Source organism: Microtetraspora sp. NBRC 16547, from assembly GCF_030268965.1.
Taxonomy (GTDB): Bacteria; Actinomycetota; Actinomycetes; order Streptosporangiales; family Streptosporangiaceae; genus Microtetraspora.
This window is the reverse complement of record NZ_BSSE01000012.1, coordinates 190,907-205,428: the sequence shown is the minus strand read 5'-3', so window position 1 is coordinate 205,428 and position 14,522 is coordinate 190,907. Positions and strand designations below refer to the sequence as shown.

15 protein-coding genes are annotated in these 14,522 nt (G+C 68.2%); 9 read left to right on the top strand and 6 right to left on the bottom strand.

All coding sequences use genetic code 11. The features are described 5' to 3' along the window. Nucleotides 1–277: 277 nt before the first annotated feature. Nucleotides 278–448: a histidine kinase dimerization/phospho-acceptor domain-containing protein gene (locus QSK17_RS36200; RefSeq protein WP_352231815.1), complete on the top strand. Its 171-nt coding sequence runs from the start codon at nt 278–280 to the stop codon at nt 446–448. 70 nt (nt 449–518) lie between these two features. On the opposite strand, the gene QSK17_RS18590 is transcribed toward QSK17_RS36200, so the two are convergent. The 3 genes from QSK17_RS18590 to QSK17_RS18580 form a co-directional block, all read right to left on the bottom strand. Next, nucleotides 519–1,616 (bottom strand): hypothetical protein, encoded by a 1,098-nt coding sequence (locus tag QSK17_RS18590; protein WP_285706120.1) that lies wholly within the window; start codon nt 1,614–1,616, stop codon nt 519–521. Beyond that, nucleotides 1,613–2,119, bottom strand: a complete 507-nt coding sequence (locus tag QSK17_RS18585; protein WP_285706119.1) for a SigE family RNA polymerase sigma factor — start codon at nt 2,117–2,119, stop codon at nt 1,613–1,615. Before QSK17_RS18585 ends, QSK17_RS18590 begins: the two co-directional genes overlap by 4 nt. A gap of 279 nt (nt 2,120–2,398) precedes the next feature. Continuing rightward, nucleotides 2,399–3,163 (bottom strand): GbsR/MarR family transcriptional regulator, encoded by a 765-nt coding sequence (locus tag QSK17_RS18580; protein WP_285706132.1) that lies wholly within the window; start codon nt 3,161–3,163, stop codon nt 2,399–2,401. 265 nt (nt 3,164–3,428) lie between these two features. Between QSK17_RS18580 and QSK17_RS18575 the strand changes: the two genes are divergently transcribed. The 3 genes from QSK17_RS18575 (at nt 3,429) to QSK17_RS18565 (ending at nt 4,990) form a co-directional block, all read left to right on the top strand. Beyond that, the gene (locus QSK17_RS18575) at nt 3,429–4,091 is read left to right on the top strand and encodes a DUF4097 family beta strand repeat-containing protein (RefSeq protein ID WP_285706118.1); all 663 of its coding nucleotides are present in this window, start codon (nt 3,429–3,431) and stop codon (nt 4,089–4,091) included. A 279-nt stretch (nt 4,092–4,370) separates the two neighbouring features. Beyond that, entirely contained in the window at nt 4,371–4,706 is a 336-nt protein-coding gene (locus QSK17_RS18570; RefSeq protein ID WP_285706117.1) for a PadR family transcriptional regulator, read from the top strand. Continuing rightward, the gene (locus QSK17_RS18565) at nt 4,703–4,990 is read left to right on the top strand and encodes an HAAS signaling domain-containing protein (protein WP_285706116.1); all 288 of its coding nucleotides are present in this window, start codon (nt 4,703–4,705) and stop codon (nt 4,988–4,990) included. The genes QSK17_RS18570 and QSK17_RS18565 overlap by 4 nt, the downstream gene beginning before the upstream one ends. 240 nt (nt 4,991–5,230) lie before the next feature. On the opposite strand, the gene QSK17_RS18560 is transcribed toward QSK17_RS18565, so the two are convergent. Then, nucleotides 5,231–7,246 (bottom strand): hypothetical protein, encoded by a 2,016-nt coding sequence (locus tag QSK17_RS18560; RefSeq protein WP_285706114.1) that lies wholly within the window; start codon nt 7,244–7,246, stop codon nt 5,231–5,233. Between the two features lie 240 nt (nt 7,247–7,486). Between QSK17_RS18560 and QSK17_RS18555 the strand changes: the two genes are divergently transcribed. Both QSK17_RS18555 and QSK17_RS18550 read left to right on the top strand, forming a co-directional pair. Next, nucleotides 7,487–8,269, top strand: a complete 783-nt coding sequence (locus tag QSK17_RS18555) for a TIGR01458 family HAD-type hydrolase (protein ID WP_285706113.1) — start codon at nt 7,487–7,489, stop codon at nt 8,267–8,269. 493 nt (nt 8,270–8,762) lie between these two features. Then, a complete protein-coding gene (locus QSK17_RS18550) occupies nt 8,763–9,059 on the top strand; it encodes a hypothetical protein (protein ID WP_285706112.1) in 297 nt (98 codons plus the stop codon). Between the two features lie 353 nt (nt 9,060–9,412). On the opposite strand, the gene QSK17_RS18545 is transcribed toward QSK17_RS18550, so the two are convergent. Then, complete coding sequence (locus tag QSK17_RS18545) at nt 9,413–10,138, bottom strand: class I SAM-dependent methyltransferase (RefSeq protein WP_285706110.1); 726 nt, start codon at nt 10,136–10,138, stop codon at nt 9,413–9,415. Between the two features lie 198 nt (nt 10,139–10,336). On the opposite strand from QSK17_RS18545, the gene QSK17_RS18540 reads away from it, so the two are divergent. Beyond that, nucleotides 10,337–11,392 (top strand): ABC transporter ATP-binding protein, encoded by a 1,056-nt coding sequence (locus QSK17_RS18540; protein ID WP_285706109.1) that lies wholly within the window; start codon nt 10,337–10,339, stop codon nt 11,390–11,392. Between the two features lie 59 nt (nt 11,393–11,451). On the opposite strand, the gene QSK17_RS18535 is transcribed toward QSK17_RS18540, so the two are convergent. After that, nucleotides 11,452–11,910: a histone-like nucleoid-structuring protein Lsr2 gene (locus QSK17_RS18535; RefSeq protein ID WP_285706108.1), complete on the bottom strand. Its 459-nt coding sequence runs from the start codon at nt 11,908–11,910 to the stop codon at nt 11,452–11,454. A gap of 203 nt (nt 11,911–12,113) precedes the next feature. On the opposite strand from QSK17_RS18535, the gene QSK17_RS18530 reads away from it, so the two are divergent. Continuing rightward, on the top strand, nt 12,114–12,632 hold the full coding sequence (locus QSK17_RS18530) for a GNAT family N-acetyltransferase (RefSeq protein ID WP_285706107.1): 519 nt from the start codon (nt 12,114–12,116) through the stop codon (nt 12,630–12,632). A gap of 163 nt (nt 12,633–12,795) precedes the next feature. Continuing rightward, nucleotides 12,796–14,487, top strand: a complete 1,692-nt coding sequence (locus QSK17_RS18525; RefSeq protein ID WP_285706106.1) for a fibronectin type III domain-containing protein — start codon at nt 12,796–12,798, stop codon at nt 14,485–14,487. Nucleotides 14,488–14,522: the final 35 nt, after the last annotated feature.

Here is a 14,522-nt window from a genome sequence, read left to right as displayed (position 1 = left end):
CCGGCTAACCGTCCTCGGGCTGTGCACGTTTACGCGTACTCGCCTCCGCAGCGGGAGGTGTACGCCGACAACACTCACACAGCGTCACGAGAGCCATGCCCCAGGCCCACTGGCATGGCTCTCTTTTCACTAACACTCCAAGGCAGTTGATCAGCAAGTGGCTCTCAAACCGACCGACACATGGCTCTCGGATCCACCTTCATAGCCAGATTGCCGTACACGTTCGTGTGGATCGACGCCTTGGCCTTCGACGGCCCCGCCGACAAAGGCCAAGGCGCTGGGCGACACCTTCGACGGCCTTCTGACCCGGCTGGAGGCGGCCTCCCATGCCCAGAGCCAGTTCGTCGCCAACGCCTCCCACGAACTCCGCACCCCGCTGACCCGGCAGCGGGCACTCGGCCAGGTCGCTCTGTCCGACTCCATGGCCAGTGTCCGTGCGGCCCCTTGATGCCCTCGGCAACGACCGGCAGGACGTCGCTAACGGCACCTCGAGATCGGCGGCCGGCTTCGCCCCCGCACTACTTCCCGGAAGCGGTTCCGGGAAGGGTCAGTGCGTGCACGGTCTCGGTGGAGTAGTCGGCCACGTGCCTGGCCTTCCCGGTGTTGATGTTGACCGCGTAGAGGCTGTACTCGCCATCCAGGGTGAGGACCATGACCTCGGACGGGCTCTCCCAGACGGAGATCGTCAAGATGCCCCTGGGCTTCGCCAGGCCGCGGACGGTCACTTTCCGCAGGATCCGCCCGGTCTTGGTGTCGAGGAGCGTGAGCACCGGCTTCGACTGGTCCTTCATGTCGAAGGCGGCCACCGTGCGGCCGTCCGGGGCGAGCTCGCTGAAGTTGATGAACACGCCGTCGAAGCGCGCCGGCTTGCCTCCGCCTGTCACGGGCATCAGCCACAGGTCGGTCTTGGTGTACCGGACCAGCTCGACAACGCCGCCCTTGACGGTGATGGCCTCGTACTTGCCGGGCAGGGTCATCGACGTGCCGGTGCGCATGTCGATCAGTACGCCGGGCTTCTTGCTCCCCACCTTCGGGTCGAAGACCAGATAGCGGCCGTCGTCGGAGACCACGAGCTGGTTGCCCACGTCGAGCTGGTCCTCCGTCACCTTGACGGGGGAGCGCACCTCGGCGCCGGTCACCAGGTCACGGACGATGTGCGCCTGGGCCTCGCGGCTGTAGTAGGCCAGCATGCGCCCGTCCCGGCTGACGGCGAGGCATACGGTTTGGCTCCTGTCGCTCGCGACGAGCGCCTGCGGCACCCGGTAGGTCGTGCCGGTACGGGTGACCACCCGCCACTCCTGGACGCCGCAGTCGATGATGCGCCCCATGCGGTCGAAGAGGCAGGGCGTCTGGTAGGCGTGGCTTACCGGACCCACCTTGCCGTCCGGCAGATCGGCCACCGTGTCGGCGCGCTGCGGCGTGGCCGTCTGGGCGCCGCGGGGCCAGACCGCGATGGCCCCCTCCGTCGTCGCCACCAGCGCCGCGACCGTCACGATCGCGGTCAACGCCATCCTGGTCCGCCGCCTGCGCCGGTGTCCCGCGATGGCCGCGTCGGCCAGGCTCACCGGCGGGGCCTCTTCCGCGAGCTTCTCGAGCGCCTCGTGCAACCTTGTCATCGGATTACCTCCTGCATGCGCAGTTCTGCCAGCTCTGGCGCGAGCGCGCGCAGACGGGCCAGCGCATGGTGGGTCTGGCTCTTGACATTGCCGATCGAGCAGCCGAGTGTGGCGGCCGTCTGCGCCTCGGTGAGGTCCTCCCAGAAGCGCAGCACGATCACGGCCCGCTGCTTGCGGGTCAGCTTGGCCAGCGCCTGGCGCAGCACGATCCGGTCGAGGGTGGCGTCGTCATGGGAGGCACCGCGCTCGGGCGGATCAGCGCTCGGTAACTCGCGCCTGAACCGGCGCCTCCAGGAGATGTACTCGTTGACCAGCGCTTTGCGCGTGTACGCCTCCGGGTTACCGTCCCTGGACAGCTTGGACCAATGCCCGACGACCTTGGTCAGCACGTTCTGCAGCAGGTCCTCGGCGAGGTGGGCGTCTCCCATGAGCAGGTACGCGGTCCGCATCAGTGCTTGCTGACGGGCGCGTACGAACTCACGGAAGTCGTCGTGACGATCCAATGTGCTCTCCTCTCGCCCGTTCTCAACGCGGCCTATGGGACGAAAGGTTGCACTGTTTTCACAATTGAGGGGACCCGCCATGGTGGACCCCCGGGAGACGCGCCAGGCCATAGCCGCCGAGGCCCTGCAGAGCGCGGCCAGTGGACGCGCCCGCGCGCTGGCCGCCCTGGAGTCCGCCACCAGCCTTGTCCGAACCGCCGTGCTGGCCGGGCACCGGCAAGCACGGCCATCCGGCCTGGAAGGGCGACGGGCGGGGGAATGTAGCAGGCGAACGACCAGTCACGCTAAGGAGCCCGGGTGGGCACTCGGTTTGGCGGTGTCGTCTGAGGTCGTTTCGGTTGTGGTGTAGAGGACCTCGCGGCTCTGCTCCGCGGCGCGGATGAGCTCTTCGCTGACGAAGTCGAGGAAGCGGGCGACGTTCTCCAGGCGGGTGGCGGCCGGGGTGCCGCGGCCGAGGATGCCGACGCCTTGGCGTGCGGCCTCGACGACCTGGTCGTTGGAGCGGGCGCTGCGGATCATCGACTGGTACCACAGGTCGTCGTCGACGACGTAGCGTTCGCGGCGGCGTTCGTCGCGTTCCCGGCGGATGAGGTCCAGGCTCTCGAGGAACGTGATCGCTTTGGAGATGGACGCCGGGCTGACCTGGAGGCGCTGGGCGAGTTCGGAGGCGGTGAGGCTGCCGGTGTCGATGGTGTAGAGGCAGCCCAGCACCCGGGCCATCATCTTGGGCAGGCCCGAGGTCATGAAGACGGTGGTGAGGGTCTCCTGGTAGTCGCGCACGGCCTCGGCGTCGCGTCCGTGGGGCTGCGGGGGCGCCTGCGACCCTTGGGGCGCGGCCTGCCTGCGCCGGTGGGTGCGCTGCTGGGTGGCGCGGTGGGCCAGGTCAGCGCGGTAGCCGGTGGGGCCGCCGTTCCGCATCACCTCACGTGTGATCGTGGAGGTCGGGCGGTCGAGGCGTCGGGCGATCTCGGCGTAGGCCAGGCCGTCGGCCACCCCCAGTGCGATCTGCTGGCGCTCCTGCTGGGTGAGCCTGCCTCCCGGCATCACGACCCCCTTCATGCTCCACGGGTGCTCCACGGGTGCTCCATGGCGCTGCTTGGTGTTGTTTGATGCCCCCACCATAGCGTTCAGCTTCAATGCATTGCAATGATCGAGCGGCCGTCATTGCGTTAACCTCGAAGGCTGTTGCAACAGTTTTCTTGATTCTACCTGCATCGATGTAGATTCTGCGCAACGTGGATGTTGCATGGATTTGGAAAGCAACGTAGCGTTTCCGGTGTCAGAAACAACACGGCACAAGGAACACACGATGCAGAAGTTCGACACCCCCACCCCGATCACCACCATCCTGAACACCCCCGCCGGACGCGTCACCTTCATCGCCGCCGACCGGACCGACACCACGGTCGAGGTCCTGCCCGCAAACACCTCCAAGAGCCGCGACGTGAAGGCAGCCGAGCAGACCACGGTCGAATACGCCGACGGCGTCCTGCGGATCGAAACCCCGGCCAAGAACCAGTACCTCGGCCCGACTGGATCCATCGAGGTGACCGTCAAGCTGCCCGCCGGCTCCCGCATCGAGGCCAAGACCGCCAGCTGCGAGCTCCGCACCGTCGGCCGCCTCGGCGACGTCGCCTTCGAAGGCGCCTACCGCCAGATCAAGATCGACGAGGCCACCAGCGTCCGCCTCACCGCCGTCGACGGCGACGTCGAGGTCGGCCGGCTGGGCGGCCCCGCGCAGATCAGCACCTCAAACGGCGACATCCGGATCGCCGAGGCCACGGGCGGCACGGTCGTTCTGCACACCCACTCCGGCGACATCTCGATCGCCGCCGCCGCCGGCGTCTCGGCCTCCCTGGACGCCGGCACCCCCAACGGCCGCATCAGCAACGCCCTCAAGAACGATGGCACCGCCGACCTGGACATCCGCGCCACCACCTCCAACGGCGACATCACCGCCCGCAGCCTGTGACCCGCAGCCCCTGAGAAGCAGAACCATGACCAACCTGGCCATCGCGCGAACGGACTGCGCACGTCCTACCCCGACAAGAACCACACAGAGCACTAAGTTGACCACGGCCAGGGCGCCGAGGAGAGCGGCGCCCGCCATCCCTTCACGCCAGCGGTAGAAGGTGCGCCGGGAGATACCGCCCAGTTCGTCGAGGACCTGGGTAACGGTCAGCAGTTCGTCACGACGGCTCATCCGGCGCCACCCCCGAAGTCCGCCGAGGATGGCGGCGGTGGCGAGCCGATGAGGACGCGCGAGCGGATCACCACCAACATCCGCAAGGGCGTACTCGAGTACTGCGTGCTCGCGCTCCTCTCGCAGCGCGACATGTACGGCCTGGAACTGGCCGACTGGCTTGTCGCTCGCGGCCTGACCGCGAGCGAGGGCAGCCTGTACCCGCTGCTCGCCCGCATGCGGCAGGCAGGCAGCGTCGAAACCCGCTGGCTGACCCCCGAGCAGGGGCATGCTCGGCGGTACTACGCAATCACGGCCCAGGGAAGGGCGCAGTTGCGCGTGTTCGCGGCGGTGTGGCGCGACATCCAGCCGCACGTGGATGAGCTGATAGGGGAGGAAGCATGACGAACGATGCCCTACCCGAGGCGGCAGAGGCCTACCTGCGAGCGCTCGGCGTGGAGTTGTCGGACGCGCCACCCGACACGGTGCGAGAGATCGTCGAGGATGTCCACGCGCACATCGCCGACGCCCTGGACAGCGGACGGACCATGGACCAGGCTCTGGCCGGTCTCGGCAGCCCGCAGGCCGTCGCGGTGCAGGCGCGCGATGAACTCGCACTTCCGGATGGTGCTCTCGAGCAACGACCTCCGGCGGCTCGACGGCGACCCACGTCGTCATCCGGTGGTTGACCGTACGACCCGACCTGTCGTCCGGCGTTTCATCGCCACGGCCTCTCGGTCATCAGGCCCGATCTACGAGTTCATGACCATAGCGAGATCGCGAAGATCCATTCGAGCCGCACTCCTGACCACGCCCACACGCCGCTGACATCCTCGGAGGTCACGGCCCGGCCGTGAGCTCACGCAGACCAGCCGTCCACCGACCTTGACTCAAGTCCGGATCTCCGGAATCTGGCAGATCCGGACTGATCAGTGCTTGCGCTTCTTGCCGTGGCCGCTGCGGCGCCCTCGTGATCCGGGGGCCGGGCTGGGCACGCGGCGCAGCCGGTGAGTTCGGGCCCGCATCGGCTCGGCCACCAGGGTACGCAGCTCCCGCATGCTCACCTCGGCCGGATGGCCCGAGTTCAGCACCGCCTCGATCGCCCCGAGTGCGTCCTTCCCAGCCATCTCGGTGAGCTGCTGAACGACCTCCTCCGGCCCGCTCAGCTCCAGGAGGGCGAGCAGTCCCTCGGTCATCAGGGCGAGGTGCTCCTCGGGCGTGAGGTCCTCCAGCGCCAGCTCACCGGCATCGAGAAGGGCGGTCACGGCGAGGGGGCCCAGCACCGGATCGCGGCGCAGTCCCGCCATCATCGACCGGCCGCGTACCTCGACCAGGGTGGCGAGCATGGCGGCTGCTCGGGTGCGGAACGGGCAGGCGCGAATCGCATCCAGAAGCGACTCGACGCTCCTGCCATGAACCGACAGCCAGCCCTCCAACTCGGTGGCGGAGGTCTCCAAGGTGTAGTGCTCGGCGAGCACACCCAGCAGCTCTGCCGACGACGCGTCTGCCATCTCTCCGACCAGCGGGACGTGCCGGCCTTCCGCGAGCATTCGCTCCCGCATGGCGCGCACGCCCAGCGGCGTCAGCCGTACCAGCAGACCCGGCTCGGCCAGATGCGAGAGGAGCCGCGCGCACACCTCGGGCGGCAATGTTCGCTCCTCCTCGCCGAGGTGGTCACCGAGGTCACTGGAGTACGTCTCATCCGCCACTCCGTGGCTCAGCTCGACGGCGCCGAGATCGGACAACGCCTCGAGCGCCGCGACCAGATCCCTGTCGACCTGTCGCCGCCAGATTTCCCGCTGGGGGTCCTCACGAAGATCGAGCCAGAATTGCCCCTCACAGGCCAGCCACACGGTCTCCTGGAGCCGGATCACGGGAACGGGGCTCGGCATGCCGTACACCGAGGCGAGCACGTCGGGCAGGATCTCGTCGAACCTTTCGACGAGCATCGAGGAGCCGGCCCATGCGGAGGCCGGCGCGCCGATCGCGGTGCCCAGCTCGAAGAACGCCTCGAAGGCACGTCGCCACAGTGCCTCCGGATCGCGTATGACCGGCGCGGCCTTGGCCACCCGTAGCAGACGTCCCTTGGCCACCCGAACCAGCCGGGCCTTCTTCGCCCAGCTGAGCATGAGGTTGACCCGGGGCATCTCGGTCGAGCTGCGAACCTTCAGCTCCTGCTCCCCCGTGCTGAGCAGCTCGGCCAGCTCTCGGGCGTCAGCCAGCCGCAGGTTCCCGGTGGTGGTGAGCGGCCGCCCCTCCGCCCCCACCCACTCGGCCAGGACGGCGAGTTGCCGCGCACTCGCACTCCGGGCCGCCGCTTCGGCGAGCTCGGCCGGGGGTGGAAGAGTCACCGGAAGCTGGGCGAAAGCGCGCTCCTCATCGAGCTCCGGTGCCAGGAACCGGCCCCTGACCAGCTTGTCGAGTACGTCGGAGTCGTAGCGCACCCGCCCGGCTTCGATGTCTCGCTGGAACCTGCCGAAGGCCCTGCCATCGGTCAGGTCTACGCCGTTGTCGAGCGCCGTCTGCGCCCAGAACTTCCCGATGCTCTGCCGGAGCGGGTCGGCCAGCGCGGCCGGATACTCCGCACCGACCGCGGCGACAGCCGCTTCCAGCTCCGCCAAGGTTGCGCCGCGGGGATCACGCAGCCCGGACGCGGCGAGGTAACGCAGGAGCGTCAGCAGGCTCTCGGGCGCGGCGTCGAGAACGTCACGATGGGCGACGACGTATCGAGGGATCCACTCCAGCAGGAGCCTCCGCACCTGCCTGGGATCCCAGTACGCCAGCCGGCCGTCGCGGCTACGGTGGCGCGAGTCCAGAGCCGCCGACAGCACCATGCCGTCGGCGGACATGCCGTGCTCATCCGCCCAGGCGAGGCAGCGACGGATCAGGAGATCCTTGGCCGCTTCGAACTCCTCGATCTCTTCCGGTTCGAAGTAGGTCCGCATCATGCACTCCGTCGTCTCAGGTCAGCGATCGGGTCAAGGGCGGCTCGGTTCTCATGACCACCGAGGGCCATTTTTCCAGCACCCGACGGCAATCCGTTCCACAACCGGCGAGTCCGGCGACGACTTCGTTCCCCAGCCTCTCGCCTCCTCCGGCGAGTCCTGCCCGTTTCATGATCAATCGCGCTCAGCCGAGTCACCCAGCTGACGGGGCGGTGCTCAGCGCCGAGTTACCGTCAAGAGATGACCGTGGTCAAGGCCGTCCTGATCGACATCGACGGCGTCCTCACCGTCTCCTGGCGGCCGATTCCGGGCGCGGCCGACGCCTTGTCCCGGCTGCGCGACCAGGGAAGGGCGATCGCGCTCGTCACCAACACCACCTCGCATACCCGAGCGTGGCTCGCGCGGACCCTGACCGACGCCGGGTTCTCCGTCAGCCTCGACGACATCGTCACCGCGCCCACCGTCACTGCCTCCTACCTGGCATCGCACCATCCGAGAGCGCGCTGCACTCTGCTGAACAGCGGGGACATCCGTGCGGATCTTCCCGGGGTGGAGCTGGTCGAGGACGATCCCGATGTGGTGATCGTGGGCGGCGCCGGCCCCGAGTTCAGCTACGAGGCGCTCAACCAGGCTTTCGCGTACCTGCACGGCGGCGCCCGGTTGGTGGCCATGGCGCGGACCCTCTACTGGCGCACCGACCGGGGCCTGCAACTCGACGGCGGGGCCTTTCTCGCCGGGCTGGAACAGGCCGCCGGGGTCGAAGCCGAGGTCGTGGGCAAGCCGTCCCCGGCCTTCTTCGCCGCGGCGCTCGACGTGCTCGGGGCGAGTCCTGCGGAGGCGATCATGGTCGGCGACGACGTGCAGGCGGACGTGATCGCCGCGCAGCGCTGCGGGATCAGCGGCGTCCTCGTTCGCACGGGCAAGTACCTCCCGCGCGCTCACCAACTCGCCGACCCGGCCCCTGACCACGTCATCGACTCCTTCGCGGACCTCCCGGCGTTGCTCGACGCCTTGGAGGCGTAGACGGGCAGGGACATGCTCCGTGGAAGGCCTGATCGGCACATATAGGTGGTGGGACGGCGAGCCCGGCGAAACGACCATGACGCCGAACCCACCCGCCGCTCCTTTTAACTGATCACGGGCTCAGCAACCACAGAAGTCCGTCGCGAAAATTCTGGATCAATTACACCGAGCTCTGTCCGCGGAAAGAAAAAGTCCCCGAACAGTGCGGCAACGGCGGTCATGCTCCGCCTGAGGGCCGGATTCTTCCCCAACTAAAGATCAGCCGTTCATAAATCATGTTAGGGCCCGCCCCACCACACTCCATGACAGATCTTCTCGATACGGCCGCCCCGTACAGCGGCGCCATCGTGGGTGGTGCCCGAACTACGGCCTCGCGATACGGCAAAGGAACTCGTGCCGGAGCGCCGAAGGTATGCGTCTCTCAGCAGCGGGAACAGTCTTGTATAACCTATCGGCCAGCGCGAATCTCGCACGTAAATGGTTACCCTGGACCATGCGCAGCAAGCAAGTCCTGCCGGAATGGCGCGTCCGGCCCACAGCCGGGTGGTACGGGATTCCCCTCATCATCTTTCTGGGAGGGGCGGCTCTATGGGCGTTCGCCCTGGCGACATGGCTGGAACCGAAGACGCTTCCTACCATCTTTAACGCCGACGGCGTTGTAATCGACTCAGCGTACGAGCAGGTCGTGCGGTTGTTCTGGGCTGGCGTCGCCTGTTTTGCCGTCGCGCTCGGCTCCACCACCGCCCTGGCACTGGCGCGAGGCCGAACCCGGCGCCGGTTCAAGGCCTGACAAGGCCTCCTCCACCGCGGGAAGCGGGGAAAGAGCATTCCGCCACCCGCCTCGGCGCCCGACTCGACACATGCCTTCAGTCAGGGCAGCGCGGCGATCAAGGCACGGAGCACGATCGAACTGCTCGTCGCCATCCGGCTCCCCCGATCGGCCGACAGCGGAAATCCGTCACCGCCCCTTCCCCCTTGGCCACTTCGACGCGTGCCGCAGCCAGAGACAGCAGGCCCGGGACGCGGACACTCAGTGCGACCACCCTCAGGTAAGGAAGCAGCACGGAGGAGGAGTGCCGGAGCCGTTCGTCGCGATCCGCGGCTGGCTGGGCGGACTGTCTTCGTAACCGTCCGGTGCCGCGGTCACGGACGTCTGGCGGCGATCATCGACGTCCGCCCTTGCGGTCCGCCGTACCAGAACCGCCAGCCGAGGTCGTAGACCCGGACGTCCTCCGCCCCGCACTCGCGGAGCACTTCGGCGTAGTCACGGGCGTTCCGGAAGTCCGCGAGGCGCAGCCTGCCTCCCGGCTTGAGCACCCGGAACGCCTCGCTGACGGCTTTGGCGCGGCCGTCCGCGTCCGGAATGTTGTGAACGGCGAGGCTGGACACGACCAGATCGAACGTGGCGTCCTCGAAGGGCAGGCTGCGCATGTCGCCGGTGACCAGCTCGACTCGGTCCGCGACTCCTTCGGCGCGGGCGTTGGCCCAGGCGGCATCCTGGCTGTTGCCCGACTGGTCCCGGGTCCACAGGTCGAGGCCGGTGACCTTGCCTTTCGGGACCTTCGCCGCCGCCCTGAGCAGGACGAGACCGCGGCCGCAGCCGAGATCGAGGACGCGTTCATCCCCTTTGAAGGCGAGTCGGTCCAGCTCCGCGTCCCAGATCCGGAACTTGCCGCGGAACGTGGTGTGCGCGAACAGCGCCGCGCCGATTATCAGGATGAGCCCGCCTATCAGTAGCACCACCCCAAGGATCGGCCAGCCGATCGCGAAGGTCACGGCGGCGAGGGCCAGTTCCGCGACTCCCCCCAAGGCCAGTCCGGCCAGCACCGCCGGGGCGTCGACGCCGTAATTCGCACGTAGATCCACCACGGTAAGTTCTTACCTTTGACGGACTTGTCATGTACAGAGTTAGCGAGGCGGAAGCGACAGTTCGGTCGGCTCGGCCGGCGCGGCGGTACCGTCCGAGCTCTGGCCGGCTACCCGTACTGATTTCGGCCGACGTGGCGTGGCGGGGGTAATGCCCGGCGGCCATCCGGTTCTCACCCTGCCTGTTCTTCGCCCGAGCGAGTGACGGTCAGGTGCGGGGTGCGGGTGCTCGGGCTCGACCCATACCGGCAGCGGAAACGGCTGCGGCCGTTGGTGGGGATCATGCTGCAGGAGGGCGGCTTCTTCAACGATCTCACGGTCGCCGAGACGGTCTCGCTCTGGCGCGGCATGGCCAAGGACGTGGGCCGACCGGTCAACGAGCGGATCCTGGAAGACGTCGCGCTGGAGGAGAAGGCCAGGACGAAGGTCAGGCAGCTGTCCGGCGGGCAGAAGCGGCGGCTCGATCTGGCGCTGGCCGTACTGTCCCGGCCCGAGCTCCTCTTCCTGGACGAGCCGACCACCGGGATGGACCCGGAGGCGCGGCACGCCACCTGGCGAGTGATCCAGCGGCTGCGCGCCGAAGGGACGACCGTCCTGCTCACCACCCATTACCTGGAGGAGGCCGAGCGCCTGGCCGACCACCTGGCGATCATGCACGAGGGGCGCATCCACAGTCACGGCACGGTCGAGGAGGTCGTCGCCGGGTGCGGCGACCTGATCAGTTTCCACCTTCCCCTGACCACCGAGTCGGCACTCTCCGGCCCGGGTGATCGGTTGCCGTTCCTGGGCGGAGCGGCGCCGACGGTGAGCCACGCCGACGGCTGCGCCACCGTCTACAGCCTGGAGGGCGGTCGGCCCGCCGAGCGCGGACACGCCGCCTTGCGAGCTCTGCTGGCCTGGGCCGACGAGGAGCGGGTGACCCTGCAGCGGCTGGAGGTCCGCCGTGCTGCGCATCCCGGCGGAGTTGATCCCGGTGACCCCGGTAGTGGAGATCATGCGCACCGCCTACCTGGGCCGGGACTTCATCGCCGGCGGCGGCGAGCCGCTCAGCGTGGCCCAGCAGTGGCTGTCGGCGCTGCCCTCGCTGGGCGTCCTGGCCGCCTGGATCGTCGTCGCGGGACTGCTGGCCCGGTGGTTGTTCCGATGGGATCCGCGCCACGGATAGTCGATCCACTGGTCCGCGAGGACGACGGCGGTGCGGGGGCGACGACCGCGAGTGCGGGAACGGGCCTGCGGTTGGCCACGGAACCACGATGAAACGGCGGGCGAGCCGGCCCCTACTCAGGCGCCGGCTCTCGGCTCAGTGCCGCCCCGGCTCACGCGCCGGCCACTGCCTCTGCCTCGACCTCTACCTCTGCGCCGGCCACTGCGCCGGCCACTGCGCCGGCCTCGGCGGCTGATGCCCCCGCGGCGGACTCCGTCGGGGCGGCATCGGGATGGGCCGCGATGAACTGCTCGATGACCTCGTCGGCGACCTTCCCGCGAAGGGGAACATCCAGGCCCTGCTCGCGTGCCCATTCGCGAACGTCGGTCGCGGTGTAGCCCCGCAACCGGGGGGAGACGTCGGCGGTCTTCTTCGACCGTGACGCCTGCTTCACCTCACGGGAGTTCTCCAGGACCTCTTCGATGAACTCGAGAGCGTCGCTGAGCCGCTGCTGGTTGGCGTCGGACAGGTCGATGGCGAAGGTCCGGTTCAGCAGCGGGAACTCCCGTCTCGCCACATCATCGCCCTCGGAGCGGTCGAGGTCGTCAACCAGTATTACCTTCTGCGCCACGTGCAGCCCTTTCCGGGTGGATCTCCGTCTGTCTGGACCGTGGCATCCTACTGGTGGTTGTCGGAACGATCATGTTATTGATCCGCCTTCCGCCATGGCGCCGTGCCCCTCCGAGATGAACACCTGTGCGCGAGCGCTCGCGGCTTGCATGATCCGCAAAACTCTGCTGCCGCGCTCGGGGGCGCGGGCCGATACTTGGGCGCATGAATTTCTCCGTACGGCAGTGCGAGCCCGTTGAGGCCGAGGAAGTGCTGCGGGTCAAGAACACCTCATGGCAGGAGGCGTACCGGGGGCTGATGCCTGACGATCATCTCGACGGCCTGTCGGTCACGGCGGGGGCGGTCGAGCATTGGCGGGCGATGATGGCCGATCCGGCGCGCGGTGTCGTCGTCGGGGAGATCGAAGGACGGATCGTCGGTCTCAGCGCCTTCGGCCCGGCGCACAACGGGGATGCCGGCGGCGAGGTCTATGCGATCTACACGCTCAGGGAGTGCTGGTCGAGGGGGCTGGGAAGCGCGCTCATGGCCCGTTCGCTGGCACGGTTGCGCGAGTTGGGTCACCGCGAGGTGGGACTCTGGGTGCTCGAGGACAACTCGCGGGCTCGTCGTTTCTACGAACGGACCGGATTCGTTCTTTCGGGACGCATGGAGACGACGGAGCTCTCCGGCGTGTCGCTGTCGGAGGTCCATTACCGGATGACGCTCACCTCGGACGCCGGATGATCAGCCGATCGACCTGGCCGCTCGACATCATCGAGCGGCCTTCTTTTTGGGCCTTGTAACGCGGCGGTGTCAAAGTTACGATCGCGTCAACTCTTAGGAAACTTTATTAAAAGATTCCCGGAGCCACCCGCCTCCCGCCCCGTAAGGCCCCTAAGGAGCGCGCATGAGATTACGTCGCATGGCGACGGCGGTGCTCGCCGCCCTCGCAATGTCCGCCGCCGGCATCACCGCCACCACGCCCGTCGCGTACGGCGCCTCGGCCAGGCTGGCCGCCTATCCGGCCTGGCAGGCGTGGACCGCCTACAGCGTCGGCGCCCGGGTGACCTACAACGGCGTCGACTACGAGTGCATCCAGGCCCACACCTCACAGCCGGGGTGGGAGCCGCCGATCGTCCCGGCCCTGTGGAAGCCGGCCGGTGGCGGCGGAGGCGACACCACGCCGCCGAGCGCCCCGGGCAACCTCCGCAGCACGGGCAGCACGACCAGCAGCATCTCCCTGGCCTGGAACGCCTCCACCGACAACGTCGGCGTGACGGGCTACAACGTCTACCGGGGCGGGAGCCTGGTGACGACCGTCACCGGCACCACCTACACCGACAGCGGCCTGTCCGCGGGCACCTCCTACAGCTACACCGTCCGCGCCAAGGACGCCGCGAACAACCTCTCCGCTCCCAGCAACACGCTGACCGCCAGTACGCAGGGCGGCAACGGCACGCCGGGCACGCCAGGGACGCCCACGGTCACCGGCAGCACGAACTCGTCGATCTCGCTGTCCTGGTCGGCCTCCAGCGGCACCGTGACCGGCTACCGCGTCTACGAGGGCGGAACGCAGGTCGCGCAGGTCACCGGGACCACCGCCACGATCTCCAGCCTGGCCGCCTGCTCGTCGCACACCTACACCGTCAAGGCGTACAACGCGAACGGGGAGTCGGCGGCCAGCGGATCCGTGACCGGTAGCACCACCGGCTGCCCGACCGGCGGGCGGATGGCGGGCGCGCCGTACCTCTACATGGGCTGGGGCGACCCGCCGAACGCCGGTACGGTCATGGACGCCACCGGGATCAAGTCCTTCACGATGGCGTTCATCCTGTCCAGCGGCGGCTGCACCCCGGCGTGGGACGGCCAGCGCCAACTCGCCGGCGGCGTGGACGCGCAGACGATCTCGACGATCAAGTCCAAGGGCGGCAGCGTCCAGATCTCCTTCGGTGGCTGGCAGGGCAACAAGCTCGGCCCGAACTGCTCCACCCCGGCCGCCTACGCCGACGCCGTGCAGCAGGTCATCAACGCGGTGGGCCCGGCGGTCGTCGACTTCGACATCGAGAACACCGACGAGTTTGAGAACTACACGGTCCAGGACCGCATCCTCAACGCCCTGAAGACCGTCAAGCAGAACAACCCGAACGTCAAGGTCGTGGTCACCTTCGGCACCACCACCACGGGCCCGAACTCCCACGGTGTCCGGCTGATCAACCAGGCGAAGGCGCTCGCGGTCCCGATCGACAACTACACGATCATGCCGTTCGACTTCGGCGGCGGCGCGAACATGTACCAGAACACCGTCAACGCCGCCGAGGGTCTGAAGAACGCGCTCAAGTCCGCCAACGGCTGGACCGACGCGCAGGCCTACGCGCACATGGGCATCTCCGGCATGAACGGCCTGTCCGACCAGCAGGAGCAGACCAGCCCGGCGACCTGGACCCAGATCCGGGACTGGGCGCTATCCAAGGGCCTGACCCGCCTGGCCTTCTGGTCCGCCAACCGCGACCGGCCGTGCCCGGGTGGCGGCGTGACGTCCAACTGCAGCGGCATCGCGCAGCAGAACTGGGAGTTCACCAAGATCACGGCCGGTTTCTGATCGGCGGCCTCCGTGGATCCGCGTCGCTTCGCGGG